The 25,153-nt window shown below is 60.4% G+C and carries 21 protein-coding genes; 13 read left to right on the forward strand and 8 right to left on the reverse strand.

Going from position 1 to position 25,153, the window contains the following annotated elements:
• Positions 1-51: 51 nt before the first annotated feature.
• From ileS to ispH, 3 genes are read left to right on the forward strand one after another with little or no spacing between them, the layout of a single operon-like run.
• On the forward strand, positions 52-2,952 hold the full coding sequence (gene ileS, locus O9X62_RS06275) for an isoleucine--tRNA ligase (RefSeq protein WP_269531942.1): 2,901 nt from the start codon (positions 52-54) through the stop codon (positions 2,950-2,952).
• Positions 2,945-3,496 carry a signal peptidase II gene (lspA, locus tag O9X62_RS06280; RefSeq protein ID WP_269531943.1) on the forward strand — a complete coding sequence of 184 codons (552 nt, stop codon included), beginning with the start codon at positions 2,945-2,947 and terminating at the stop codon, positions 3,494-3,496. Before ileS ends, lspA begins: the two co-directional genes overlap by 8 nt.
• Positions 3,493-4,446 carry a 4-hydroxy-3-methylbut-2-enyl diphosphate reductase gene (gene ispH / locus O9X62_RS06285; RefSeq protein WP_269531944.1) on the forward strand — a complete coding sequence of 318 codons (954 nt, stop codon included), beginning with the start codon at positions 3,493-3,495 and terminating at the stop codon, positions 4,444-4,446. The genes lspA and ispH overlap by 4 nt, the downstream gene beginning before the upstream one ends.
• Positions 4,447-4,464: 18 nt before the next feature.
• Here the strand turns inward: ispH and O9X62_RS06290 are convergent, their stop codons facing one another.
• The 3 genes from O9X62_RS06290 to zapE are packed head-to-tail and all read right to left on the reverse strand — an operon-like array spanning position 4,465 to position 7,480.
• Positions 4,465-5,349, reverse strand: coding sequence for an endo alpha-1,4 polygalactosaminidase (locus O9X62_RS06290; protein WP_269531945.1), 885 nt, complete (start codon positions 5,347-5,349; stop codon positions 4,465-4,467).
• Entirely contained in the window at positions 5,349-6,323 is a 975-nt protein-coding gene (locus tag O9X62_RS06295) for an NAD(P)H-quinone oxidoreductase (protein ID WP_269531946.1), read from the reverse strand. The genes O9X62_RS06290 and O9X62_RS06295 overlap by 1 nt, the downstream gene beginning before the upstream one ends.
• Positions 6,320-7,480 carry a cell division protein ZapE gene (gene zapE, locus O9X62_RS06300; RefSeq protein ID WP_308446436.1) on the reverse strand — a complete coding sequence of 387 codons (1,161 nt, stop codon included), beginning with the start codon at positions 7,478-7,480 and terminating at the stop codon, positions 6,320-6,322. Before zapE ends, O9X62_RS06295 begins: the two co-directional genes overlap by 4 nt.
• A 157-nt stretch (positions 7,481-7,637) precedes the next feature.
• Between zapE and phbB the strand changes: the two genes are divergently transcribed.
• Together phbB and O9X62_RS06310 are read left to right on the forward strand one after the other, a co-directional pair.
• Entirely contained in the window at positions 7,638-8,372 is a 735-nt protein-coding gene (gene phbB, locus O9X62_RS06305) for an acetoacetyl-CoA reductase (protein WP_269531947.1), read from the forward strand.
• Positions 8,373-8,587: 215 nt separating this feature from the next.
• Positions 8,588-9,406, forward strand: coding sequence for a carbohydrate-binding protein (locus tag O9X62_RS06310; protein ID WP_269531948.1), 819 nt, complete (start codon positions 8,588-8,590; stop codon positions 9,404-9,406).
• A gap of 309 nt (positions 9,407-9,715) precedes the next feature.
• On the opposite strand, the gene O9X62_RS06315 is transcribed toward O9X62_RS06310, so the two are convergent.
• Together O9X62_RS06315 and O9X62_RS06320 are read right to left on the reverse strand one after the other, a co-directional pair.
• Positions 9,716-10,318: an OmpW family protein gene (locus O9X62_RS06315; RefSeq protein WP_269531949.1), complete on the reverse strand. Its 603-nt coding sequence runs from the start codon at positions 10,316-10,318 to the stop codon at positions 9,716-9,718.
• 131 nt (positions 10,319-10,449) lie between these two features.
• Complete coding sequence (locus tag O9X62_RS06320; protein WP_269531950.1) at positions 10,450-11,097, reverse strand: lysoplasmalogenase; 648 nt, start codon at positions 11,095-11,097, stop codon at positions 10,450-10,452.
• A 129-nt stretch (positions 11,098-11,226) separates the two neighbouring features.
• On the opposite strand from O9X62_RS06320, the gene map reads away from it, so the two are divergent.
• The 3 genes from map to O9X62_RS06335 all read left to right on the forward strand — a co-directional run bounded on the left by map (position 11,227) and on the right by O9X62_RS06335 (position 15,175).
• Complete coding sequence (map, locus tag O9X62_RS06325; RefSeq protein WP_269531951.1) at positions 11,227-12,042, forward strand: type I methionyl aminopeptidase; 816 nt, start codon at positions 11,227-11,229, stop codon at positions 12,040-12,042.
• Positions 12,043-12,092: 50 nt separating this feature from the next.
• Complete coding sequence (locus O9X62_RS06330) at positions 12,093-12,542, forward strand: GNAT family N-acetyltransferase (RefSeq protein WP_269531952.1); 450 nt, start codon at positions 12,093-12,095, stop codon at positions 12,540-12,542.
• A gap of 68 nt (positions 12,543-12,610) precedes the next feature.
• Positions 12,611-15,175 carry a [protein-PII] uridylyltransferase gene (locus O9X62_RS06335; RefSeq protein ID WP_269531953.1) on the forward strand — a complete coding sequence of 855 codons (2,565 nt, stop codon included), beginning with the start codon at positions 12,611-12,613 and terminating at the stop codon, positions 15,173-15,175.
• Between the two features lie 81 nt (positions 15,176-15,256).
• Here O9X62_RS06335 and O9X62_RS06340 read toward each other — a convergent pair whose 3' ends face one another.
• The gene (locus O9X62_RS06340) at positions 15,257-16,873 is read right to left on the reverse strand and encodes a DUF342 domain-containing protein (protein ID WP_269531954.1); all 1,617 of its coding nucleotides are present in this window, start codon (positions 16,871-16,873) and stop codon (positions 15,257-15,259) included.
• Positions 16,874-17,013: 140 nt separating this feature from the next.
• Here O9X62_RS06340 and O9X62_RS06345 point away from each other — a divergent pair, with 140 nt between their 5' ends.
• The 4 genes from O9X62_RS06345 to O9X62_RS06360 all read left to right on the forward strand — a co-directional run bounded on the left by O9X62_RS06345 (position 17,014) and on the right by O9X62_RS06360 (position 21,815).
• Complete coding sequence (locus O9X62_RS06345; RefSeq protein WP_269531955.1) at positions 17,014-18,915, forward strand: ATP-binding cassette domain-containing protein; 1,902 nt, start codon at positions 17,014-17,016, stop codon at positions 18,913-18,915.
• 14 nt (positions 18,916-18,929) lie between these two features.
• Positions 18,930-19,211 (forward strand): hypothetical protein, encoded by a 282-nt coding sequence (locus tag O9X62_RS06350; RefSeq protein WP_269531956.1) that lies wholly within the window; start codon positions 18,930-18,932, stop codon positions 19,209-19,211.
• A gap of 167 nt (positions 19,212-19,378) precedes the next feature.
• A complete protein-coding gene (locus tag O9X62_RS06355) occupies positions 19,379-20,137 on the forward strand; it encodes a hypothetical protein (protein WP_269531957.1) in 759 nt (252 codons plus the stop codon).
• An 85-nt stretch (positions 20,138-20,222) separates the two neighbouring features.
• Positions 20,223-21,815: a peptide chain release factor 3 gene (locus O9X62_RS06360; protein ID WP_269531958.1), complete on the forward strand. Its 1,593-nt coding sequence runs from the start codon at positions 20,223-20,225 to the stop codon at positions 21,813-21,815.
• A gap of 82 nt (positions 21,816-21,897) precedes the next feature.
• On the opposite strand, the gene O9X62_RS06365 is transcribed toward O9X62_RS06360, so the two are convergent.
• Positions 21,898-22,416 (reverse strand): hypothetical protein, encoded by a 519-nt coding sequence (locus tag O9X62_RS06365; RefSeq protein WP_269531959.1) that lies wholly within the window; start codon positions 22,414-22,416, stop codon positions 21,898-21,900.
• Between the two features lie 12 nt (positions 22,417-22,428).
• Positions 22,429-23,907, reverse strand: a complete 1,479-nt coding sequence (locus O9X62_RS06370) for a methyl-accepting chemotaxis protein (protein WP_269531960.1) — start codon at positions 23,905-23,907, stop codon at positions 22,429-22,431.
• 139 nt (positions 23,908-24,046) lie between these two features.
• Here O9X62_RS06370 and O9X62_RS06375 point away from each other — a divergent pair, with 139 nt between their 5' ends.
• On the forward strand, positions 24,047-25,153 hold the full coding sequence (locus tag O9X62_RS06375; protein ID WP_269531961.1) for a hypothetical protein: 1,107 nt from the start codon (positions 24,047-24,049) through the stop codon (positions 25,151-25,153).

The following is a 25,153-nucleotide window of genomic DNA, read 5'->3' on the forward strand; positions in this document are numbered from 1 at the left end:
GAACCGGCACTGCGCTGGTGTCTCAAACCTGTATTGAACCGATTGCCCATCATGTCCGAACAGAACAAATACCCCGTCAACCTGCTCGATACGCCCTTCCCCATGCGCGGCGATCTGGCCAAGCGCGAGCCGGGCTTCCTGCAACGCTGGCAGGACCAGAAGCTGTATGAGCGCGTGCGCGCCGCCAGCGCTGGCCGCCCCAAGTTCATCCTGCACGACGGCCCGCCTTACGCGAACGGCGACATCCACATCGGCCATGCGGTCAACAAGATCCTCAAGGACGTGATCGTCAAAACCAAGACGATGGCCGGCTTTGACGCGCCCTATGTGCCGGGCTGGGATTGCCACGGCTTGCCGATCGAGCATCAGATCGAAAAAATCGTGAAGAGCGACAAGACGGCCGTTGCCGCCAACCCCGACATCCACGCCAAGGTCGTCGCTTTCCGCAAGGAAAACGGTCTGGACGAGAAGGCTATCCACCTGCCGGCTGACTTCGTGCGCACGCTGTGCCGCGAATATGCCGAGAAGCAGATTGAGCGCCAGAAGAAGGACTTCATCCGTCTGGGCATCGTCGGTGACTGGGCCAACCCTTACAAGACCATGGCCTTCGACACCGAAGCCAACATCATCCGCACGCTGGGCCAGATCCATCGTCGCGGCTACCTGGTCAAAGGTCAAAAGCCCGTGCACTGGTGCGTGGACTGCGGCTCTAGCCTGGCCGAGGCCGAAGTCGAATACGAAGACAAGAACAGCCCGGCTATCGATGTAGCCTTCCCGGTCAAGGATACGGCCGCGCTGGCGGCCGCCTTCGGCCTGCCGGCCGAGCGCATTGCCGGCGTACCGGCTTACGCCGTGATCTGGACGACCACGCCGTGGACGCTGCCGGCCAACCGTGCCGTGTGCGTACACCCGGAGCTGACCTACGACCTGATCGAAACGCCCAAGGGCCTGCTGATTCTGGTGCGCGAGCTGGCCGAGGCCGCGATCAAGCGCTATGGCTTTGAATCGGTGGAAGTTGTTGCTCAGGCGCACGGCAGCAAGCTGGAGCACCTGCGCTTGTCGCACCCGTTCTACGACCGTGAATCCCCGATCATCCTTGGCAACCACGTCACGACCGACGCCGGCACCGGCCTGGTCCACACCGCGCCTGCGCACGGCCTGGACGACTGGCTGGTGGGCCAGCGCTACCATCTGAGCGACGAGAACCCGGTCGGCAACGATGGCCGCTACAAGGCCGGCGTGCCGCTGTACGAAGGCAAGACCGTGTGGGAAGCGAACCCGCTGGTCATTGAAAAGCTCGTCGAGAACGATGTGCTGCTAGCCAATGTGCGCCTGAATCACAGCTACCCGCACTGCTGGCGCCACAAGACGCCGATCATCTTCCGCGCGACGGCACAGTGGTTCATCAGCATGGACAAACCCGGCCATGACGTCGGCGCCCTGCGCACCGTGGCGCAAAAGGCCGTCGATGCCACCGAGTTCTTCCCCGATTGGGGCCGTCCGCGCCTGGAGGCCATGATCAACAACCGCCCCGACTGGTGCGTATCGCGCCAACGTAACTGGGGCGTGCCGATGACCTTCTTCGTCCACAAGGTAACGGGTGAACTGCATCCGCGTTCGCTGGGGCTGCTGGAACAAGTGGCCCAACGCGTGGAGAAGACCGGCATCAATGCCTGGTTCCTGCTCGATGCTGCGGAACTGCTGGGCGATGAAGCCAAGGATTACGACAAGCTCAACGACACACTGGACGTGTGGTTCGACTCGGGCTCGACCCACTTTGCCGTGATCGGCACCCGCCCCGAACTGCAAAAAGCCGGCATGGCCGAAGGTGAGCCGCCGGCGGATCTGTACCTGGAAGGTTCGGACCAGCATCGCGGCTGGTTCCAGTCCAGCTTGCTGACCTCGTGCGCCACCCGTGGCCACGCGCCCTACAAGCAATTGCTGACACACGGCTTCACCGTGGATGGCAAGGGCGAGAAGATGTCCAAGTCCAAGGGCAATGTGGTCGCGCCGCAGAAGGTCATCGACCAATACGGCGCCGACATGCTGCGCCTATGGGTGGCCAGTACCGATTACTCGGGCGAGATGAGCATCTCCGATGAAATCCTCAAGCGCGTGGCCGACAGCTACCGCCGCGTGCGCAACACGCTGCGCTTCTTGCTGGCCAACCTCAGCGACTTCAACGCCGCGACGGATCTGGTCGCCCCTGATCAGCTCCTGACCATCGACCGCTATGCGCTGGTCATGGCCCAGCAGGTGCAGGAAGCCGTGACCGCCGATTACGCGCGCTACAGCTTCCATACGGCCATGCAGACCATCCACCACTACTGTGCGGATGATCTGGGCGGCTTTTATCTGGATATCCTCAAGGATCGTCTTTACACCACGGCGGCCAACAGCCCGGCCCGGCGCTCGGCACAGACCGCGCTGTATCACCTGACACGCAGCCTGGCGTTGTTGCTGGGTCCGATCCTCAGCTACACGGCTGACGAAGTGTGGAGCACGTTGAACGGCAATACCGATGACAACACTTTGCTGCACACTTGGTATGAGATTCCTCAACCCGCCGATGCAGAGAGTCTTGTGACCAATTGGGCAGTAATCCGTGAGGTTCGTGCTGCCGCAATGAAGCGTATTGAGGAAAAGCGCGAGGCAAAGGAAATTGGTTCCAGCCTGCAGGCTGAGTTGGAGCTGGCATACGAGCCAACCTCAACCATTCCCGAATTGCTAATGTCGTTGGGTGATGATCTGAAGTTCGTTTTCATCACTTCCGGAGTGAATGTTGTGGAGTCTGATGTGCCTGATATCCACGTCAAACCTTCCACCGCTGCCAAGTGCGAACGCTGCTGGCACTACCGCCTCGATGTCGGTACCCATCCAGAACACAATACGCTGTGCGGCCGCTGCGTCAGCAATCTGTTCGGTTCGGGCGAGGAGCGTCAGCATGCCTAAGTTCGGCTCCCGTCCCGGTGCCTACGGTCCCAAGTTCTTGCAGCACGGTTCTACGCGCTGGTTCATTCTGGCGTTCATGGTGATCCTGTTCGATCAGACCACCAAGTTGCTGATTGAAGCCGCATTCGATTTTGGTCACGTGATGCCGGTCTTCCCTGGCTTCAATCTGGTGCTGACCTACAACCCCGGCGCGGCTTTCAGCTTTCTGGCCGATGCTGGCGGCTGGCAGCGCCACTTCTTTACTGTGCTGGCATTGGTCGTATCGGCGGTCATCATCGTGGTGCTGCGAAAGCACTGGGCCCAGCGGCGCTTTGCGTTGGCGCTGGCGCTGGTGCTTGGCGGCGCCATCGGCAATGTGATCGACCGCATTGCCTACGGCCACGTCATCGATTTTCTCGATGTGTACTGGGGTAATGCCCACTGGCCGGCCTTCAATATTGCCGACGCAGCGATCTGCGTGGGCGCAGTCCTGATTGCACTGGATGGCTTTCTGGCGCCCAAGCCCGGTAGTGATGCGACCCAATCCAAGGAAACCACGTCATGAGCAAACAGATCATTCTCGCTAATCCGCGTGGTTTCTGCGCCGGGGTAGACCGCGCGATTGCGATTGTGGAACGTGCGCTGGCGCAGTTTGGCGCGCCGATCTACGTCCGCCACGAAGTCGTGCACAACAAGTTCGTGGTGGAAGACTTGCGCCAGAAAGGCGCGATCTTCATCGAGGACCTGGTCGAGGTACCGGTGGGTGCCACGCTGATTTATTCGGCCCACGGCGTGCCGCTGTCAGTTCGCGCCGAGGCCGAAACCCGCGGCCTAAAGGTATTTGATGCGACCTGTCCGCTGGTGACCAAGGTGCATGTCGAGGTCAAGAAACTGCGTGAGCAAGGTTACGAGATCATCATGATCGGCCATGCCGGCCACCCTGAGGTAGAAGGTACAATGGGTCAGTCGCAGGGGGGCATGTATCTGGTGGAAGACGCCGATGATGTGGCGACGGTGGCGGTACGCGATCCACACAAGCTGGCCTATGTAACGCAGACCACGCTGAGTGTGGATGATGCGGCGCAGGTCGTCAGTGCGCTCAGGCAGCGTTTTCCCGACATCGTCGGTCCCAAGAAAGACGACATCTGCTACGCCACCCAGAACCGTCAGGACGCAGTCAAGAAGCTCTCGGACAAGGCCGATGTGGTCGTGGTGGTTGGCTCACCTAATAGCTCCAACTCCAATCGTCTGCGTGAAGTCGCCGCCAATGCCGGGCTGGATGCCTATCTGGTGGACAACGCTACGGAGTTGCAGGCTGACTGGTTTGCCGGCAAGCAGCATATCGGCGTCAGTGCCGGCGCCTCGGCACCGGAGATTCTGGTTCGTGAGGTGATCGAGCGCATCCAGAGCTTTGGCGCCAGCTCGGTAACCGAACTGGATGGCACGCCAGAGGGCGTGGTGTTCTCGCTACCCAAGGGACTGACCGGCACGGCCGACCCTCGCCAGCCTGCCTGATTGCGCCAAGCCCGGTTATCAGGCCGGGCAGACTTGTCGTTCGGCGTTCAGCGTGCGTCGTTTGAGGATAAGACTCAGCCCGAGGTTCTTGGCGACCGGGCAGGCAGTGGTGGTGGTCTGGCCGGTCTCCAGGTACTCGATGGCGAACACAGGCTTGCCAGCGTCCAGCAAGGGTTTGGTCTTGTCGCACCAATTGCCCTGCACACAACTCTCCACGATGGCGAAGTCGAACGAGGCAGCCAGCTGCCCGACATGGTTCGGGTCGTTTTTCATTCCGATGGCCAAACCACGTGCATGGGCCTCTGCGGCCAGCCAGCGACTGTAGGCACGCTGCTGCATGGCGCTGATGGTAAAGCCGGTTGCCTGCGTATAGCTGTCGAGGTTGTCCGGGGCGACGCCATCAAATCCTTTGGATTTGCACAGATCGAGACGCGCCCGCATCAGAGGTGCGAGCTGATCCCAGGCGGCGATATTGAGCCACTTCTCGCCGGGCCAGCCGGCATAGTCATTGCCGATGATGGCAGTAGGGAACGCATCTTTGTCGGGGCGCCAGTTTTCCCACGCGCCAGCATTCAGATAGCACAGCACGCGACTCCCCTTGGCCTTGAGCGCAGCGATCGTTTCCACGCTGGTATCGAAGAGATCCACGTCGAAGACGTCGGCATTCACGGTCTGATCAACCACGCCAAAATACTGGATCTGCCAGCTGCTTCCCTTGGTCGGCTTCCACCAGCTGCTGGCTGGTGACGGTGAGGGATAGCTAAGGTCGGGCGGTTCTGTAGGGGTCGTGCTGCCGCCACCGCCGTCACCACCCCCACAGGCGGTCAGAAGTAAAGGCAGGCAAGCCATTGCCATGCTGGCGCGCAGGATGCGCCGCGGTGTCATGCTGGATGGTTTGCGCATCACCATAGTAGTACCACCTTACCTTGATTGAGATTGGCATCCAGCCGTGTATGCGCTGCTGCCACCGCGTCTGCGGCAAAGACTTGGTCGAGCGTGATCTTGATCCTGCCGGCCAGAATGGCGGGAACGATAGCGTCAGCCAATGCGCGGCTCAGTGCCGCTTTGATGTCCAGGGGCTGGGGACGCAAGGTGGAGCCTCGCACACTCAAGCGCTTGACCAGCAGTCTGCCCAGATCCAGCTGCCCCGTCGAGCCACCCAGCAGACCGATCACCAGTAATCGACCATCAGGGCGCAGGCATTGCAGATTGCGTGGCAGATAGTCGCCGCCTACGCAGTCCAGAATTACATCCACACCGCCTTGTTGTTTGACCACCGCCGCAAAGTCTTCTTGGCGATAAATGATGGCTTGCGCACCCATTGCGCGGCAGAACTCGGCTTTTTCCGGTGTACCCGTCGTTGCCAGCACCGAAGCGCCCTGCCAGCGAGCCAGCTGGATGGCGGCTGCACCTACCGCACTGGCGCCTGCGTGAATCAGCACTTGTTCACCCGCCTTGAGCTGACCCAGTGTGATCAGGTTGAACCAGGCCGTCATCCAGGCTTCGGGCAGGCTGGCAGCCTCTGCATGTGACCATGCCTCAGGCTTATGCAGGGCGCAGCCCGCATGCAGACGGGCATATTCGGCATAGCCTCCACCCTCTACCAAGCCGAATACGGCGTCGCCGACGGCAAAATCCTCCACAGCATCTCCGCAGGCAACCACCGTACCGGAAACCTCCAACCCCAGACCCGGCAGCGCGCCGGGTGGCGCTAGGTAGCGACCCTCACGCTGGAGCAGATCGGCACGGTTCACACCGGCAGCCGCTACGTGGACCAGCAGTTCATCGGGTTCGATGGTGGGCATGGGCAGTGTGCCCAGATAGAGGGTATCCACCCCGCCGGGAGCGTGCTGGCAGACGGCGCGCATGGTCTTCATGTGAAAGCCACGTTCAGGGTCGCATCCTTGACCTTGCCCGACTCGTGCGGGAGCGCCAGGTAATCGTGTGATTGCATTTCAGTGAGACGGCTGGCGGTCCGGAAAAATTCCCCGGCAAAGGTGCCTTCGGTATACAGCTCGTCGATGCCGACTTCCGCCGACAGTATCAGCTTGACGCGATAGTCGTAGAACACATCCACCAGCCATGTCAGGCGACGCGCTGCGGAGGAATCCTTGGCGCCGAGTCGGGGTACACCGGATACCAGGATCGTGTGGTACTGGCGCGCGAGCCACAGGTAGTCGGTTTGCGATCTTGGGCCATCACACAGCTCCTTGAAGCTGAACCACACAATCCCGGGCGCGTGCCGCTCGGCCTGTACCCTGCGACCCTCGATCTCCATCTCCTTGGGCAGGTCTTCAGCGGTGGCGAGCTTGGCAAAGATATTGGCAAGGTTTGCATCGGCATCAGCACCCAAGGGGGTGAAATAAGTACTCGCCTGCTCCAGGGTCCGCATGCGGTAATCATTGCCGCCATCCACATTGACCACCTCGACATGCCGCTTGATCAGGTCGATGGCAGGCAGGAAGTTCTGCCGCTGCAAGCCATTGGGATACAGGTCGTCCGGTGCGTAGTTGCTGGTGGCGATGAGCACCACACCCAGATCAAACAGATGGGTGAATAGTCGGCCAAGGATCATCGCATCGGCGATATCCGAGACATGGAACTCGTCGAAGCACAGCACACGGGTATCGCGTGCAATATTGGCCGCCACAATGGCGAGGGGATCTGCTTCATTCTTGAGCAAGCGCAAACCATCGTGCACCTCCTGCATGAAATGATGGAAATGCAGACGCCGTTTGCGCCGGAATGGCAGGCAGGCAAAGAAGCCATCCATCAGGAAACTCTTGCCCCGCCCTACTCCACCCCAGAAGTAGAGCCCCTTGGGCACATCCGGTGATGGCAGCAGACTGCGGCCAAACAGGCGGTCGCGCTTGCGCTTGAATTCGAGCAACTCATCGTACAGACGCTGCAAATGGGCAATCGCCTGCTCTTGCGCCGGATCACGCTGAAAGCCCTCATGCCTGGCAGCGGCTTCATACCATTGCCTGGGGGGGATGCCGACGGCAATGCCGGCGGTAAAAACATGTTGTGACATAGGCGTGATTACGAGAGTGGGCCGGGAATTATAACTTTCATGTTTACGTCCAAGACCCATCGTGTCGAGTCGTATATATTGAATGATGACCGCACCGTTGCATCTAACAAATTAAAGGGCGGTCACCCCAGGCATGCAAACTCAGGAGAAAGCCAAGATGGCCAGAATCGCACTCGTTACCGGCGGTATGGGCGGCATAGGGACCGCCATTTGCCAGAAACTCGCCGACGCGGGGCACACCGTTGTCACCACTTATAGCCGGCCCGGCAAAGAAGTTCAGTGGTTGGCGGATCAGAAAGAGAAGGGTTATACCTTCCACGCTTATGAATGCGATGTCACCGACTTCGACGCCTGCCAGACCATGGCCGCGCGCGTACTCGCCGAAGTCGGCCCGGTGGATGTGCTGGTGAACAACGCGGGGATCACGCGTGACACCACTTTCCGCAAGATGAGCAAGATCGATTGGGATGCCGTGATCAGCACCAATCTCGATTCGCTCTTCAATATCACCAAACCGTTTGTTGACGGCATGACCGACCGTGGTTTCGGCCGCGTGATCAATATCTCGTCGATCAATGGCCAGAAGGGCCAGTTCGGTCAGACCAACTACTCTGCAGCCAAGGCGGGAATGCATGGTTTTACCAAGGCGCTGGCGCAGGAAGTCGCCCGCAAGGGTGTCACCGTCAATACAGTGAGCCCCGGCTATATCGCTACCGAGATGGTCATGGCAGTGAAGGAAGAAATCCGACAAGCCATCATTTCGGGCATCCCGGTCAACCGGTTGGGTATGCCGGAAGAAGTGGCTGACCTGATCACCTTCCTGGCAGGCAATCAGGCGGGCTTCATTACCGGTTCGAACATTGCCATTAACGGTGGACAACACATGTTCTGATCGCGGTAAATACGCCGCCTCCGACGGCGACACTCAGGTGTCGCCGTTTGTTTTTTCCAGGGCCACCGGCCCGCCATGCATCCTGCACAAGCGTGCGGCTGTGGCTTGTACGCCAATTCCCGCTGTACTTTGACATTCGGGGACTACTCAACCAAAGCTGTCTCTCCGGTCCATCTTGGTCCGGACGCAAACCAAAGCAATGGAGACATGCAACGATGAATATCCTCGCATTCAAGCGACGAAGGTTGGCACTGATCGTCCCACTGGTCCTGATGGCGCCCACATGGGCCTGTGTGCCGCCGCCCCCGGTCAATATCAATCCCGCCCCACCCGGTGTGGAAGGCCAGTTACCGGTGACCACGCCAGTATTGATACAGGCGCCACCTTGGGATCCACGAATAACGCCCTGCCCCGGCTATGCCATGTATACCGACGAGGCCTGGTTGCCGGCGATCAGTCACGAAGACTACCAACGGCTGTTCCTCAATCAGGTCCCTTTGCCGGAGGCATGGCAGGCCACACGGATTTATCTTGGTGGCGATCAGGCTGCCTATCAGGGGCTGGCTTGGCGTGCCAAGTGGTGGACACAGGGTGAGGTGCCAGGGACCAGCTGGGGGGCCTGGGAAGTCGTGGAAACCGGGACCCTGCTGCCTTGGTCTGCCGCGCGCACCTATGTGACAGGCGACAAGGTGAGTTACGGCCCGTGGGTGTTCATGGCCAAGTGGTGGACCACGGGCGATACCCCGAATACGGACCCCTATGGACCATGGGAGCGCATTCCCGGGGTACAGGTGCCACAAGCACCCTTACCGTTTCAGGCAACCGTCTATCGTCGGGTCAGCAGCGGTATCGTCCAGAAATATGACCTGTTTCTGGCTACGCTGACGGGGCCGCAGTCTGCCGCGCCGGCACGCTGGAAGGTGCATGTAGATGGTCAGGAAATCCTGAGTGGTAGTCAGTCGCACAGATTGTCAGCGATTGCCCGCCGCCCGGTGAGGGGGCGCCGCATTGCGTGCCGCAATATGCATGGCTGACATCGGCAGCCTTGCCAGCAGAGGTGATCAGTCGTGGCAGCCGAGTCACGGTATGGTTATGTGGCAGCGATGGCCAATGCCGCCCGACGCCTCAGTTGTGGGCGCGGTTTGGCACGGCGGCGGGCGGCCAGGACAATTACCCACCGACACCGACACCGACACCGACACCGACACCGACACCGACACCAACGCAAGGTTAGACGCGTAAAGCTTCATGCCCAGCAGCGCTACTCCCATCATTCCAATCATGCGCTGATCGGCAATTCACAGAATGTGGCGCCCGGCTTGCGAGCGCCAGAGACTGCCTTCTTAGAACTTCGTGCCTACACCCACGCCCCAGACCACGGGGTTGACCTTCAGGGTACCCAGCTTCGCGCCACCTGCGACGCTGACGTCGGTCTTTATGTAGATCTTCTTCACATCGACGTTGACGTACCAATCCTGATTGATCGCGAAGTCAGCACCCAGTTGCAGGCTGCCCCCGAAGCTGTTCTTGTCCACAGCCAGATCAGCAGCTCCCGCTTTCAAGTCGGCATTGTAAAAACGCGTGTAGTTCACGCCCACGCCGGCATAAGGGCGGATATCCGCGTTAGGTGCAAAGTGATACTGCAGCGTGAGCGTAGGCGGCAGATGGCTGACTTTGCCCAGGCTGGCGCCATTGGCCGTGACTTTATGGCGTGCCGTGCCCAGGATCAGCTCGGCACCCAGCTGATCGCTCAGCATGTAGGTGAAATCGAGCTCAGGCACGGTTTGCTTGTCCACATCCACGTTCAGCGCGGCCAGCGTGCCGGTATTGCTGACGCTTGGCGCTACCTGAACGAGGCGGCCACGCACCAGCAGATCACCTTGGGCGGCAACGGCGGTGGTGCCCATCAGGGCGCAGATGAGCGTGACAAGTGTCTTGGCTTGCATGATGCAGTTCTCCGTAAACTTGCTGCACCCGTGTGGTGCAGCCCGAGGTCAGCTTACGGAGATTGCTGCGACGCAATATTGCGCTGGATCAGACCGGTATTGCTCCAAGTTTGCGCTAGATCAGAACCCGTTCAGTTGCCGGCCTGCTCGCGGAAAACCGAGCGTGCAATGCCCCACTGGCCTGCCCAGTAGGTCAGCATCACGATATAGCCCGCGGCGGCAAATTCGGTGTGAAACTTGTTGATTGCCAGAACGCTATCCGATATGCCGAACAGCAAGGCACCGGCTGCCGCAGCAAGCTGCCAGCGCTCGGCTGGTTGCTCCACCAGTGCTATGGCTCGCCAGAGCATGGCGCCGATCACCAGCACATAGGCAGCCACGGGTGCGGCCATCACGCCCAGCGTGGGATACAACACGGCAAATATGGCGCCCAGCCACAGGAGAATGGGTAGCAAGCGAACAATGCGCGCCTTGCGATTGGCCTGCACAAACGCCATCACATAACAGACATGGGCGCACAGAAACGCCACAAGCCCGCCGATGAACTGGCTGGGAGACCATGCCAGCAGGGCATCGCCGAGCAAAGAGAGCCCCAGCCCCACCAGTATCAGCTTTGCATAGCGGCCGGCTTGGTGGCTGATCCAGAGCATCATGCAGCTGACGGGTATCAGCTTGCTGATGAACTCCAGCTCATGCGGGCCGATAGCGCGTGCCGCAAGATGTATCACAAGGCCGATCAGGCCAACTACGGCAAGATTGCGAGGGGTGGTCAGCTGCATGTTGCGTGTCTCCCTGGTGTCCTTTCCGGACTTGAAAGTTCTTTTAAATCAGTCTGATAAACAAGCGCAAATTGCCGTAACAGGGCTTGCAGCGGTATCCTTGCGGCCTAGTGAACCCTGTGTACAGCCATGCCCATCGTCATCAAGACTCCAGAAGATATCGAAAAAATGCGCGTTGCGGGCCGTCTGGCCAGCGAAGTGCTCGATTACATCACGCCCTTTGTGAAACCCGGCGTGACCACGCTCGAACTCAATCGCCTGTGTCATGAGCTGATGACCAAGGTGCAAGGCACGGTGCCTGCGCCGCTGAACTATTGCCCGCCCGGCTATACCCCCTTCCCTGCTTCGATCTGTACCTCGGTCAATCAGGTGGTGTGCCACGGTATCCCGAACGACAAGCCGCTCAAGAATGGCGATGTGGTGAATCTGGACATCACGGTCATCAAGGACGGTTATCACGGCGATACCAGCCGGATGTTCTGTGTGGGCGAAGTGGCGCCGCATGCCAAGCGTCTGGCGCAGGTGACCTATGAATGCATGTGGATCGGTATCGACCTGGTCAAACCGGGTGCGCGACTGGGTGATATCGGTGCTGCGATCCAGCGGCATGCTGAGGCGGCCGGTTATTCAGTAGTGCGCGAATTCTGCGGTCATGGCATCGGCAAGCAGTTCCATGAAGACCCACAAGTACTCCACTACGGCAAACCCGGGACGGGGATCGAACTGAAGGCCGGGATGATCTTCACCATCGAGCCGATGATCAACGCCGGCAAGAAGGACATCCGCTCCATGCCCGACGGCTGGACCATCGTCACCAAGGATCGCTCGCTGTCTGCACAGTGGGAACACACGGTATTGGTGACAGAGACGGGCTACGAAGTGCTGACCGTGTCGGCCGATTCACCGGCCAAACCGGATATCAAGCCAGCGGCACTGGCTGCTTGATTCGATACGCCGGGTTCGCCCGGCGTTTTTCATGGATACCCCAAGCCGCCATGCTGGTTGACATCGACCTTGCCGATGCCTTGCAGGCGATGGCCTTGCTGTCGCTGCAAAGGCTGGCCTATCAGCAGGAGGCGGAGCTGATCGCTTACCCGGCGCTTCCGCCTTTGCATCAAACCCTGTCTGAGCTGATGGACTGTGGTGAAATCGTGTTGGGTTGGTGCCCTGAGGGCGCGCTGTTGGGCGCCGTTGGCTTTGTCATTACGGATACCTATCTCGATATCTGCCGGCTCGTTGTGCACCCTGCAGCCCAACAGCGTGGCATTGGACGCGCGTTGGTACGCGCCGCCGTAGCCGCGGCCCAAGGCAAGCCCTGCCGGGTTACCACCGCAGCAGCCAATCTGCCCGCCTTGGCGCTCTACCAGCAAGCGGGCTTCGTGATGGATGCGCAGTTCGCCACGCCAGACGGCCTGGCCTTGGTCAGCCTGAGTCATCAAGGCTGACAGGCTTTCCTCTCCCGGCCAAAGCGGGGAAGATAGCGCTCAATCCGCTGCCTGCCTCCCTCCCTGCCATGAATGCTCCCCACTCGATTCCCGCCCTGCGCAAGCAACTGAAAGCCGACCGTGCCGCGCTATACGCGGATTACCACGATCCTGAAAAGGCGGGTGAGCTGATCGCCGCGGATGCGGCGCTTGTGGACGCATTTCTCGCAGCGCGTTGGGGTGAGCTTGCGGCAGACCCGGCTACGGCACTCGTGGCAGTGGGTGGCTATGGTCGCGGCCAGTTGTTCCCTGCTTCCGATATCGACTTGCTGATCCTGCTGTCGGATGAGGCGCAGGAGAACGAGCTGGTCAAGATTGAGGGCTTTATCGGCTTGCTATGGGATCTGGGCCTGGAGGTCGGACACAGCGTGCGAACCCAGACCGAGTGTCTGGAAGAGGCACGCAAAGACATCACGGTGCAGACCACGCTGCTGGAAACCCGGCTGATCGCGGGCAGTGAGTCGGCGTACAAGCAGATGCAACAGGCGGTGAGCAGCACACTGGACCCGCGTGCCTTCTTTGAGGCCAAGCTGCTCGAACAACAACAGCGACACGAGCGATTCCAGGGGTCGATCAACAAGCTGGAGCCCAATGTAAAGGAGGCGCCGGGCGGCCTGCGTGACCTGCACATGGTCCTGTGGCTGGCACGAGCGGTCAATCTGCCTTGTGACTGGGAAGGCCTCAAGAAGGCCGGTCTGCTGACCGGTCAAGAAATGCGCAAACTCAAGCGCGCGGAAACCATGCTGTTCTCCTTTCGCATCGCCTTGCACCTGACGGCCGGCCGTCGCGAAGACCGGATCCTGTTCGATTACCAGAACGCGCTCGCTAAGCGATTTGGTTACGTCGATACCGATGCCGCCCGAGCCAGCGAGCAGTTGATGGCGGTGTACTACCTCTCTGCCCGGATCGTCGCGCAGTTGCAGCCCCTGCTCCTGCAAGCCATCCGGCGCATCCTGCATGGCAAGGCCGCTTTGGAAATCACGCCCATCAATCCGCGCTTCAATGCACGGGGGCATTTGCTGGAGATTGCCAATCCGGATGTGTTCGAGACTACGCCCTCCGCCATTCTCGAAGCGTTTCTGGTCATGCAGCAGAATCCGCAGCTCACGGCGATCGGGGTCGATACCTTGAGAGCACTCTGGCACGCCCGCCCTCGCATCAACGCCGCGTTCCGGCGAGACCCCGTCAACAAGGCGCTGTTCATGGACATCATCCGCCAACCTTGGGGAACAACCCGGGTCATGCGGCGGATGAACCAGTACGGGGTGCTGGGTCGGTATATCCCGGCCTTTGGCAAGATTGTCGGCCGCATGCAGCACGATCTTTTCCACGTTTACACCGTGGATGAACACATCCTCATGGTGCTGCGCAATCTGCGGCGCTTTGCCACACCGGCCTTCAACCACGAATACCCGCTGTGCTCACAGCTGATCGAACAGTTCGAGCGCCCCGAGGTGTTGTATCTGGCCGCGCTGTTCCACGATATCGGCAAGGGCCGTGGGGGCGATCATTCTCAGCTGGGCAAGGTGGACGCGCGCGAGTTCTGCGTGGACCATGACCTCCCCAAGGCAGATACGGATCTGGTGGCCTGGCTGGTCGAGCACCACCTCACGATGTCGAGCGTCGCGCAGAAGCAGGATGTTTACGACCCGGAAGTGGTGGAAGCCTTTGCCCAGATCGTGCGTGACGAGCGTCATCTCAATGCGCTGTACCTGCTGACCGTGGCAGATATCCGCGGCACCAGCCCCAAGGTCTGGAATGGCTGGAAAGCCAAGCTGCTCGAAGACCTGTTCCGCGCCACAAGGCGCTATCTGGCGGGTGAAACGCTCAACACGGTGGATGCGCTTGATACCCGCCGCGATGAAGCCCAGAGTCAGATGCGCCGCTGGGGTTTGCGCGATGATGCGCACCTTGCGTTCTGGAAAACCCTCGATCCCGTTTATTTCCTGCGCCATGATGCGCCAGAGATCGCCTGGCACGGCAAGGTGCTGTGGGGACGTTTCGAGTCGGACGAGGTGATTGTGCGTGCACGGCCCGCCGAGGGCGACGAGGGCTTGCAGGTCATGGTGTATTGCCACGATCAGCCCGATCTTTTCGCCCGCATCTGCACCTTTTTCGAGCGCAACGGCTACAGCATTTTTGATGCACGCATCTACACCACCCTGCGAGGTCGGGCGCTGGATACTTTCTTCGTGCAGATGTCGGAGCGAACCACGGCGGAATACCGTGATCTGGTCGGTTTTGTGGAGTACGAGCTGACCCAGATGATCGTGCGCAACGAACCGCTTCCGCCGCCACTGAGTGGACGATTAAGCCGGGTGCTCAAGCATTTTCCCTTGCCGCCACAGGTACTTATCCGCCCGGACGACAAGCAGAAACTTCATATTCTGTCGCTGGTGGCAGGTGATCGCCCCGGTTTGCTGTCGCGCATTGCACGCGTGCTGTCACGCCACGAAGTCACCATTCATTCTGCCAAGATCATGACCCTGGGCGAAAGAGCGGAAGATACCTTCACCATATCTGGCGTTTGTCTGGCGGAATCCAAGACGCTTGTCAGGCTGGAGGCAGACCTGCTGGAAACCCTGCGCGTTTAAGGTCTGGCTGGCCAACGCGCAGCCATAGACCGGGAGTTGAAGGTCGCGACGAATCGCCAAGGCGTGCCCGTGCCCTACACCTCAACCCAGCACGATCTGACCATCCACCAGCCTGACCTTGGCACCGGAGCGATCCTCCACCACCTGGAGCATCTTGGTGCCGACCAGCAGATTGACCCCGCCATGAATGGCACGTGGCGCTTCGATAATGGCCGTGTCGCTGACCTCCATCTGCTCTGCCAGCGCGTGGATGCGCGCATCCAGATCGGCCACTTCCAGCTGATTCGTCTCCAGCGTGTGCGTGGCCTTCTCGCGCATGCCGCCCACCGCTTTGGCAGGATTCTGTTCAAAGAAATGCAAGAGCTGCTTGAGCTTGGCTTGGTCTTCCTGCTTGCGTTTGCGTTCGTTTTCTAATCCGACGCGTTCGGCCGCGAGAAAGGGATTCACCCCTACCTGTACCACGGTGGGGGCGCCGGATGGCGAGCCGATCACCGGTGAGCGTATCCAGAGGTGGGCGCGTGCGCGCCCGCCGATCAGGCTGCCCTGATTACTGCCTGGCTTGCCGACCATGATGGATTCTCCCGCCGTCAGCTCGCACTGGCGGATACCGCTTTCGGCGGTAATGGCCTTGCCAGCCTCCACGACAGCATGCTCCATGAATTTGGCCTGCACGGTGCCATTGCACTGGATACGTGCGGTCTCGGCGGCGTTGCCACCGACTTCGGCCTTGCCAATGATGCCGCCCTTCACAACGATGTTCCCGCCAGCTACGACCTCGGCGGCCTCTACCGTACCTTCAACAATCACGTCACCCGCAACACGCACGCTCATGCCGGCACGGATATCGCCGTTCACATGCACCGTCCCGTCAAAATTGATATTCCCCGAGCTGAGATCGATATCCTGCACGTCGACCAAGGGATTCACGCTGATCCCCTTGTCGCTGATCGACGGTGCGCCCGCCATGGTGGCGACAAGCAAGTTGGCATCGTCCTCGGCTGGGGCCGCGCCTTTGACGCCTTTGTCGAAAGGCTCATCGGGAATGGGTTGGGCTCGGATAGGCTGGTCAAATACATCGACGCCATCCTTACCCTGAACCGCCGGGGTGCGCCGCATCAGCGGCGTACCGGGATCCACCACAATCAGCGAACCCAACTCGCGGTAATCTACGATGGCCTCGTCATCCTCCGTCTCCGCTGCACCACGCAATGAGGCCAGCAGGCTTTCAAACCGCGCGGGTATGCCGGACTCCGGCTCCTCCCCCTCGGCAATGACCAGATCGTTGCACTGCTGGGCCTCTACCGCCGCGGCCAGCTCGGCCTCGTGCAGGTTGTGCGTAATGTTGCGTGCGGAGATTGCGGCACGGATCTGATCTATCGACACCGGTGCCCCGCCTTGTGGCGGCTTGATGGTAAGCCAGGCGCAAAGCCGGCTCGGCGAAACCGAAATATCGAAAGTCCCGTCGCGCTGCTGACCAATCACCAGCTCAACCGTGGCCTCTGCCTTGGCGCACTGGCTGACGAAACTGCTCACAGCCGCTTCATCGATTGCACATGCCGCGAGCCCGGCATCGACCAGCGCAGCCTTTATCGCGCCAGCATCGGGTGGGCTGACCTCGGCGCCCGGCGTGAATTGGGCCTTCAGTTGCCTGGTGCTCGTATCCAGGTTGACCTGCAGGCTGTTTATTGTGCCGTCCATACCATCTCCCGCGGCGATCCCGCCATCTTGTCGAACTACTTTGTGTTTCAAGTATTTATCGGCATAACTTCCAGCAACTTCAAATAGGAGTGAGCGGATGCATCGGTATAATCGCTGCTTCCCTGTTGATATTGTTGCTCATGCCCGCTCTCATCGTAGAAAACGCCTGCCTCGCATTTGGTCATGTTCCCTTGCTGGACCACGCGGATCTGGTCCTGGAACCCGGCGAGCGTGTCGGGCTGATCGGCCGTAATGGTGCTGGCAAATCATCCTTGCTCAAGGCAGTTGCCGGAGTCATCAAGCTCGATGACGGGCGGGTACGCATCAGTAATCCTGACCGCGTGGCCTATGTCCCGCAGGAGCCCCCGCTGGACCCGGCACAGACCGTGTTCGAGGCCGTTGCCGAGGGTTTGGGTGAGTTGCGGCAGTTGATTACCGATTACCACGCGGCGGCACATGCCGCTGAGCACGATCCCGCTGCGCTGGAGCGGATGACCACGCTGCAACATGATCTGGAAGCACGTGACGGCTGGCGACTCGACTCGCTGGTCGCGAGCACGCTTACCAACCTGAACCTGCCTGCCGACCGTAAAGTGGGCGAACTCTCGGGCGGCTGGAAAAAGCGCGTGGCGCTGGCGCGTGCCTTGGTCTCCGAACCCGAGTTGCTGCTGCTCGATGAGCCGACCAACCATCTGGATCTGTCAGCGATTGAGTGGCTCGAAGGTCTGCTCCGCAGCTTCGCGGGCGCCGTACTGCTGATTACGCATGATCGGCGCTTTCTCGACAATGTGGCCAACCGCATCATCGAGCTTGATCGCGGTTTACTGACGAGCTTTCCCGGAAATTTCTCGACCTACCAGTCCCGCAAGGCCGACATGCTGGCGCAGGAAGCCGTCGAGAACCGCAAGTTCGACAAGTTTCTGGCGCAGGAAGAGGTATGGATACGCAAAGGCGTGGAAGCCCGCCGCACGCGCAACGAAGGTCGTGTACGCCGGCTGGAACAGCTGCGCCGAGACCGCGCCGCGCGCCGTGATCGCCAGGGCAATGTCCAGTTCCAGCTCGACTCGGGTGAAAAGAGCGGCAAGCTGGTCGCCGAACTGGAAAACGTCAGCAAGGGCTTTGAAGGCCGCACGCTGATCCGTGATTTCACCACCCGCATCCTGCGCGGCGACAAGATCGGCCTGATTGGCCCGAACGGCGCCGGCAAAACCACGTTGCTCAAACTGATACTCGGCGAGCTGGCGCCCGATACCGGCACCGTGCGCCAGGGCAGCAAGCAGGAAATCGCCTATTTCGACCAGTTCCGTGCTGCCCTGCCTGAAGACACGCCCATCTGCGAAGTCATCAGCCCCGGTAGCGATTACGTGCAGATTGGTAACGAGCGCAAGCACGTGATCAGCTATCTGGAAGACTTCCTGTTCGCCCCCGCCCGCGCCCGCAGCCCGGTCAAGTCGCTCTCAGGCGGCGAGCGTGCCCGCTTGCTGCTGGCACGCCTGTTCACCCAGCCTGCCAATATCTTGGTGCTCGACGAGCCGACCAACGATCTGGATATCGAAACGCTGGAGCTACTCGAAGAGCTGCTGGCTGCCTACACCGGCACCGTGTTCCTGGTGAGCCACGACCGGACCTTCCTCGACAACGTTGTCACCCAGGTGATTGCATTTGAAGGCAACGGCAAACTGATCGAGAACCCCGGTGGTTATGACGACTGGCTGGTCGCGCGTAGCCGCATGAGCACCGCGCCGGCGCCGGCTGCATTGAAAGCGGCAACGCCCACGCCCGCCACAGAACCGGCCAAATCGCAGCGCACCGTCAAACTCAGTTTCAACGAAACCCGTGAGCTGGAACGACTGCCCGACGAGATTTCGGCCCTCGAAGCCGAACAGGCCGAACTCAATGAACGGCTGCTGGACCCGAACGTTTACCGCAACCAGCCACTCGATGCTGCCGCCTGGCAGGCGCGTATCGACGAGATCGACCTGATCGTGGTGGAGAAGCTGGAACGCTGGGAACAACTTGAACAAAAGCGCGCTGGCGCCTGATGGATCGTATGCAGATGAACATCCCTTACCTCAAGACCCGCCTTGCCTGGCTGCTGTTTCAATGGAGCTTGTGCGCGCTCAATGCCTATGAGGGCATCCGGTCAGGTCAGTTGGCCCCCTGGTTGATCGCGCTGGGATTTTTGCTGTTCGGTATTTCGGCCTTCATCAATGTAATTCCATTCACCGGTGCTCAGCCCTTTCGGGCCGTGCTGCTGGATGAGCGCTACCGCAAAGCCAACGTGATGATCAGTGGCCTGGCGATTGTGTCGCTGTTGGCGGGTATGTGGATGAGTTGAACGGCCTGTTGCCGGGATCGCGGCTTACGGCAGGTATTCCTGCGATGCAGACTGTCTTGGTGGTGTGCTAGAAAGCACGGGTTGCAAAGGGAATCCGGTAGGTCGGGCGCGCTGCAAACGCGTGCTGGCCTATCGTCCATCGCACCCACCCCAATCGGGATGCCGCCATGAAACTGCACCACCTGCTGATCTGTTGCTTCTTGTTGCCTGCCAATGCGGCCTGGGTGCCGTCTGCGGGGGTGGAGCCGCAGCGCGTGTTTGAGGAGGCGCGTACGGATAGATTGGCGGGTCGTTATGAAGATGCACTGGTCAAGCACCAGTGGTTCTTTGCACATGCGCATCGCCTTCAGCCGGCCTTGGGCGGCGTCAGGGTGTCTTTCGCCATGCAAGACTGGGTGGCTTTGTCCAAAGTCTATCCTCCGGCCTCGGCTGCACTGGATGCGGCGGCCGCTGAGGCGGCTGAGCGGGCCAGAGCAGGCAAGGATCTGCCACAGAGTTTCCATGATGCGGTAGCACTCTTCGAGGCACGCAAGCTTCACCAGCAAACGCGCGACCTATATGTGGCTTTGTACGCAAGCCATCGGGATATGGCGCTGCGTGCGGCCGCCAAAGTCCGGCATGCCCTGGTGCAAAGCGGCGATGATGCGCTCGCCGCAGAAACCGCACGCGGCATGGCGGACTATCTGGATATAGAGTCATCCCACCAGCGTATGCTGCAGGCCATGTCTTCAGCAGGTCTCGACGACGTTCATCCTTGGCGAATCTATATCAGCAACGCCGCCGCGCTGATTGCCGTGCTGGCCCGCCACGGCCGGCAAGCCGAGGCCGACCAGATCGCCACCCGAGCGCTAGGCTACACGGGGGATAGTGCACGGCGAGCCACGCTGGAACAGGCTCGTCTGGGTGTTTTGCCGACTCATCGCTGATCGCTGCCCGCCCGGCGAAATCGACTTCGCCGCCCAAACCCTCTAGAATCCGCCCCCTTTCCCAGCAGAATCAAGCGGTTCCGTCATGTCGCCCATTGCAAGCGAAGTCGCCCGTCGGCGCACCTTCGGCATCATCTCCCACCCGGACGCTGGTAAAACCACGCTGACCGAAAAGCTGCTGTTCTTTTCGGGCGCGATCCAGATGGCCGGTACCGTCAAGGGCAAGAAGTCGGGCAAGTTTGCGACCTCGGACTGGATGGAAATTGAAAAGCAGCGCGGCATCTCGGTGGCTTCGTCGGTGATGCAGTTCGATTACCGCGACCATGTGATCAACCTGCTCGATACCCCGGGCCACCAGGACTTCTCGGAAGATACCTACCGCGTGCTTACCGCGGTGGATAGCGCATTGATGGTGATCGACGCCGCCAAGGGCGTGGAGGCGCAGACGATCAAGCTGCTGAATGTTTGCCGCCTGCGCAATACGCCCATCGTCACCTTCATGAACAAGTACGACCGTGAAGTGCGCGACAACCTGGAGCTGCTCGACGAAGTCGAGAACGTGCTCAACATCCAGTGCGCGCCCATCACCTGGCCGATCGGGATGGGCAAGACTTTCCGCGGCGTGTACCACATCCTCAACGACCAGATCCTGCTGTTCTCGCCGGGTGAGGACAAAGACATCGACGAAGTCGAAATCATCGACGGCATCGATAACCCGCGCCTGGACGAGCTGTTCCCGCTGGAAATCGGCAACACGCGCATGGAGCTGGAACTGGTGCGCGGTGCCTCGCACCCCTTCTCGCTCGAAGATTTCCTCGCCGGTAAGCAGACGCCGGTGTTCTTTGGTTCCGCCATCAACAATTTCGGTGTGCGCGAGATTCTGAATGCGCTGGTGGACTGGGCCCCCGGCCCGCAGCTGCGCGATGCCACGGTGCGTAGCGTTGCGCCCGATGAAGAAAAGTTCTCGGGCTTCGTGTTCAAGATCCAGGCGAACATGGACCCCAAGCACCGCGACCGCATTGCCTTCCTGCGCGTGTGCTCGGGCAAGTTCGAACGCGGCATGAAAATGAAGCATCTGCGCCTTGAGCGTGATGTGGCTGCCAACTCGGTGGTGACTTTCATGGCATCGAGCCGAGAGCAGGTGGAAGAGGCTTACGCCGGCGACATCATCGGTGTGCCCAACCATGGCAACATCCAGATCGGCGACAGCTTTTCCGAAGGCGAAAAGCTCGCCTTTACGGGTATCCCCTACTTTGCCCCCGAACTGTTCCGCTCGGTCCGCATCAAGAACCCGATGAAGCTCAAGCAGCTGCAAAAAGGCTTGCAGCAGTTGGGTGAAGAAGGTGCGGTACAGGTGTTCAAGCCGCTGCATGGCGGCGATACGATTCTGGGCGCCGTGGGTGTGCTGCAGTTTGAAGTCGTGAAGAGCCGGCTCGAAAACGAATACGGCGTGGATGCCGTGTTTGAGAACTGCGCCATCAACACAGCCCGCTGGGTGAGCTGTGACGACAGTCGCATGCTTGAGGACTTCGAGAACGCGCTGGTGATGAACCTGTCGCGCGATGCGTCGGACAACCTGACCTATCTCGCCCCCAACCGCGTCAACCTGCAACTCACGCAGGAACGCTGGCCCAAGATCGTGTTCCACGAGACGCGCGAGCACGCAGCCAAACTGTAAGGTCAGCGAGTGCCATAACAAAAGCCCCGCATTTGACGGGGCTTTTTCATTGCCGTTTGAGGGCCAAACAAAGGGCCGTGCCTCAGCGCAGCCAAGCCAACACGGTGGCCTCGGGTGGATCCAGCTGAGGGGCGTGCTGAAGTTCCACCTTGGGGCCTGCGTACTTATCAAAGATTGCTTTATGGGCGGCCAAGGACATTGATCCGTCTCGCGTGTAGTACTCGGCTACCCATGACAGCAGAAACGGCAGGTTTGCATCCTGCTCTTGCTTGGATGGGTACTTATGCGGCTCCCAGGAACGGTTCTGGCAATGGACGGTGCAACGCGCCAGCCCTGGGTTGAGGAAGACGAGCAGCGGCTGGAAGGCTAGCGCAGCTTCGATCAGGTTACCGTAGCAGCCCTCTACCACCCAGCCGGTGTGCGTGGCGCAGAACGTCGATACGTCGGCTTCGGCCAGTGCGTTCGGTCGCGCAACCGCGGGCTGGTCCGGCTCCCAAGCAACCGAATCAAGGTCAAGCGCAGAGACGTTAGCCGTCGCTGCCAACCAGTTGGCCAAGGTAGACTTGCCTGAGCCGGCGTTACCGAGGATCGCAAACTGCATGGTCTTGGTTGCCTAGCGACCGCGTACCGACTGATCAAGGCCACGCATGGTCTGATCAAGATTGCTAACGGCTTGTGCAATCGACTGCGTGGCATCACTGGCACTTGCCATATCGGCCCTCAGTTCTGCAATGTCGGTGGCAATGGCCTGAAACTGTTCAGACTGGCGCGCCTCGTTGCGCGCAACCGTGTTGGTCAGCTGGGTCAGCCGCTGCGTGCCGGCAATGATCTCGTTAAGGTGTTCGCCTGCTTCGGCGGCGCTCTGGCTGATATCGCTCATGCGCTCGCTGCCTGCTTGCATGGCTGTCATGGCTTCCCGGGTTCCGGCAAGAATCAGGCCGATCTTTTCCTCGATTTCGCGCGTGGCACTGCTGGTGCGCTCTGCCAGTTTGCGTACTTCATCGGCCACCACGGCAAATCCACGGCCTTGTTCGCCGGCCCGCGCGGCTTCAATCGCGGCATTGAGTGCGAGCAGATTGGTCTGATCAGCGATCTCGCGGATTACCTGGACGATGCTGCCTATTTCGTCACTACGGCGACCCAATTCATCAATCTTGCTGGTCGCGTTCTCGACCGAGTCCACTGCGCGAGTGAGGTTGCTCAGGGTGCTGTCCATGGCCCGGCCCCCTTCACTGGCCTGCTGGCCCGCGCGATCTGCCTCCTGTGCTGCCTGGCTTGATTGCTGGGCATTCTGGATGGTGAGACCGGCAATCTCTTCCACCAGCCTGGCCATCTGCTCGGTCTCGCCGGCCTGATGCACCATGGTGCGGCTGATCTGGTCACTCTGGGTATTGATCTGCGTAGATTCGCTGGATGCGCGTGCAACAGCGGACTTCACTTCGACCAGCAGGCTTTCCATGGCCGCGTGCTCGTTTTCTGCCTCCAGCCGTGCTGCCTCGGTGCGGGCAAAGCTCTTGACCTTGCCCAGTTCGAACACCAGGGCCAAAGCGTAGATCACGATGGTCAGCCCCAATAGCGAGCGGAACTGAAGCTGTGGGTGGAGCTCCGGCCCGAGCGGGCTTTTGGGTATGGCCCAGCCCTGCTTGTGCGCAAGGTAGAACAGGACGATGAACATCAATGAGAGGAAGGTCCACACCGCGCCACTGCGCGTGCCGCCGATGAATATCGCCGCAATGGGTACGAGCAGGAACCAGGGCGCAGAGGAAGACTCGATTCCTCCGTTGACGTAACACATCCACACCACCATGCCGAGGAACACCGCAATTGCATATTCACGAACCAGGGCCAGGGCTCCCGTGATTTTCATGGCAAATGCCGCCAGCAAGGTCAGCACACCGGCCGTGAGGATGCCGCCCCCCATCGCGGTATGACCGAGCTTGAAATAGTTGATCGAGAAAATAGGTACGAAACAGGCTGCCAGCAGCGTGGCGCCGATGATGTTACGGGCACGGCTGTAATCCATCGGGTTCTGACGGATATTGTCGGGAATGAACCAGTCTAGCGCTTGACTGAATTGCGAGCTGATCGACATCGCTTGATCTCCTTGTTGTGCCCGCATTCTGGCTGACTGAACCCGTGTTCTCAAGGTAAGCCGGACAACTCGCCGGATGGGGTGATCGCGCTTCCTGCACGTATAATCAGGGCTTCCTGAAATTCACCCGGCCGTTTCCATGTCTGCACTCCCTGCCCTGCCCGATCCCCGCCGTCCCGCCAGCGGCCCCACGCAGCCGCTTCATGCGCTGGCTCAAGCCCTGCTCACCGAGCGTGATCTGGGCAAACTGGTAGCGGCCGAGTCTGCGCTGGATCAGGAGATTGCGCGCTTGCTGGCCAGCAACGGTGATGCGGCCTTGGCCGAAGCCACGGCAACGGCGCCCAGTGCGGCCGTTTTGCGCCTGCTCAACGAGCGTCTGCGCACATTACTGAGCCGCCCGGCCAAGCCCGGCACTGGCTATGCCGTTCCTTTCCTGGTGCCGCTGGTCATGGTGGCCGGTGTTCGTGGCAAACACATGATTGAAGGCCGGCTGCCCGACGCCGATGCCGTACTTGAACTGCTGCGCACCCACGGTATCGTGGCCAAGCACGCTGATGTACATCTGCTCAATCGCCTTGTGGACCGCGATCAGTTGTTGGGTGCCGGCGTGAGCCTGCTGGCACATTGGCGCGATACGCTTACCACTGCAGCGGATGGTCTGCCCTACGATTTCAAGCCCACCCCGATTGTGGTGGAAGGGGATGGCGTCTACCTCCGCTATCTGGTCGGGGTCGCTTACCAGCCGGCCGATGCCGAGCCGGTCATCCAGCTTAACGCTCCGCCCGCTGCCTGGACCTTGGCGCTCAGCAAGCTTTTCGGCGAGCAGTTCAAGCACGATGCCATGACCCTGTTCCCCCTGCCTCGCGTGCCGCAAAACTGGTTGGCCGGGCTGGATGATGGCCGCGTGGCGCAGCAGGAAATCCGTTTCCAGGTTTATGCGAGCAACACCCTGCGCAAGTTGCGTGAAGGGGGCGAGAAGCCGGTTGCCGTGCTGTCCTGTCACGAAAATGGTGAGTTGCGCGTGACGCTGGGCGCCGCCACCAATGGCGAAAACTGGGCGGGCTTTGTCTGGCCGCTGGGGCCGCTGGATCGCGTGGATGCCGTGCAGCACATGATGGTCAGCTTGCTGCAGGAGTGTCAGCAGGACGATATCCGCGTGCTGACGGACGTGCTGCCAACCATCAAGGACGATCTGCCCTACTTCCCGTTGCCTACAGAACTGGCCACGACCGAGACCCGTCACTGA

The sequence above is a fragment of the Chitinimonas sp. BJYL2 genome (genome assembly GCF_027257935.1).
Classification (GTDB): domain Bacteria; phylum Pseudomonadota; class Gammaproteobacteria; order Burkholderiales; family Chitinimonadaceae; genus Chitinimonas.

Excerpts from the sequence above, each read along its gene's own strand:
- O9X62_RS06375 (WP_269531961.1), top strand. The coding sequence starts at position 24,047 with ATGTCTGCACTCCCTGCCCTGCCCGATCCCCGCCGTCCCGCCAGCGGC.
- map (WP_269531951.1), top strand. The coding sequence starts at position 11,227 with ATGCCCATCGTCATCAAGACTCCAGAAGATATCGAAAAAATGCGCGTT.
- O9X62_RS06340 (WP_269531954.1), bottom strand. The coding sequence starts at position 16,873 with ATGGACGGCACAATAAACAGCCTGCAGGTCAACCTGGATACGAGCACC.
- O9X62_RS06320 (WP_269531950.1), bottom strand. The coding sequence starts at position 11,097 with ATGCAGCTGACCACCCCTCGCAATCTTGCCGTAGTTGGCCTGATCGGC.
- O9X62_RS06290 (WP_269531945.1), bottom strand. The coding sequence starts at position 5,349 with ATGCGCAAACCATCCAGCATGACACCGCGGCGCATCCTGCGCGCCAGC.
- O9X62_RS06295 (WP_269531946.1), bottom strand. The coding sequence starts at position 6,323 with ATGAAGACCATGCGCGCCGTCTGCCAGCACGCTCCCGGCGGGGTGGAT.
- O9X62_RS06335 (WP_269531953.1), top strand. The coding sequence starts at position 12,611 with ATGAATGCTCCCCACTCGATTCCCGCCCTGCGCAAGCAACTGAAAGCC.
- O9X62_RS06310 (WP_269531948.1), top strand. The coding sequence starts at position 8,588 with ATGAATATCCTCGCATTCAAGCGACGAAGGTTGGCACTGATCGTCCCA.
- O9X62_RS06370 (WP_269531960.1), bottom strand. The coding sequence starts at position 23,907 with ATGTCGATCAGCTCGCAATTCAGTCAAGCGCTAGACTGGTTCATTCCC.
- ileS (WP_269531942.1), top strand. The coding sequence starts at position 52 with ATGTCCGAACAGAACAAATACCCCGTCAACCTGCTCGATACGCCCTTC.
- O9X62_RS06365 (WP_269531959.1), bottom strand. The coding sequence starts at position 22,416 with ATGCAGTTTGCGATCCTCGGTAACGCCGGCTCAGGCAAGTCTACCTTG.
- O9X62_RS06355 (WP_269531957.1), top strand. The coding sequence starts at position 19,379 with ATGAAACTGCACCACCTGCTGATCTGTTGCTTCTTGTTGCCTGCCAAT.
- O9X62_RS06315 (WP_269531949.1), bottom strand. The coding sequence starts at position 10,318 with ATGCAAGCCAAGACACTTGTCACGCTCATCTGCGCCCTGATGGGCACC.
- O9X62_RS06360 (WP_269531958.1), top strand. The coding sequence starts at position 20,223 with ATGTCGCCCATTGCAAGCGAAGTCGCCCGTCGGCGCACCTTCGGCATC.
- O9X62_RS06330 (WP_269531952.1), top strand. The coding sequence starts at position 12,093 with ATGCTGGTTGACATCGACCTTGCCGATGCCTTGCAGGCGATGGCCTTG.
- O9X62_RS06350 (WP_269531956.1), top strand. The coding sequence starts at position 18,930 with ATGAACATCCCTTACCTCAAGACCCGCCTTGCCTGGCTGCTGTTTCAA.
- zapE (WP_308446436.1), bottom strand. The coding sequence starts at position 7,480 with ATGTCACAACATGTTTTTACCGCCGGCATTGCCGTCGGCATCCCCCCC.
- lspA (WP_269531943.1), top strand. The coding sequence starts at position 2,945 with ATGCCTAAGTTCGGCTCCCGTCCCGGTGCCTACGGTCCCAAGTTCTTG.
- phbB (WP_269531947.1), top strand. The coding sequence starts at position 7,638 with ATGGCCAGAATCGCACTCGTTACCGGCGGTATGGGCGGCATAGGGACC.
- ispH (WP_269531944.1), top strand. The coding sequence starts at position 3,493 with ATGAGCAAACAGATCATTCTCGCTAATCCGCGTGGTTTCTGCGCCGGG.
- O9X62_RS06345 (WP_269531955.1), top strand. The coding sequence starts at position 17,014 with ATGCCCGCTCTCATCGTAGAAAACGCCTGCCTCGCATTTGGTCATGTT.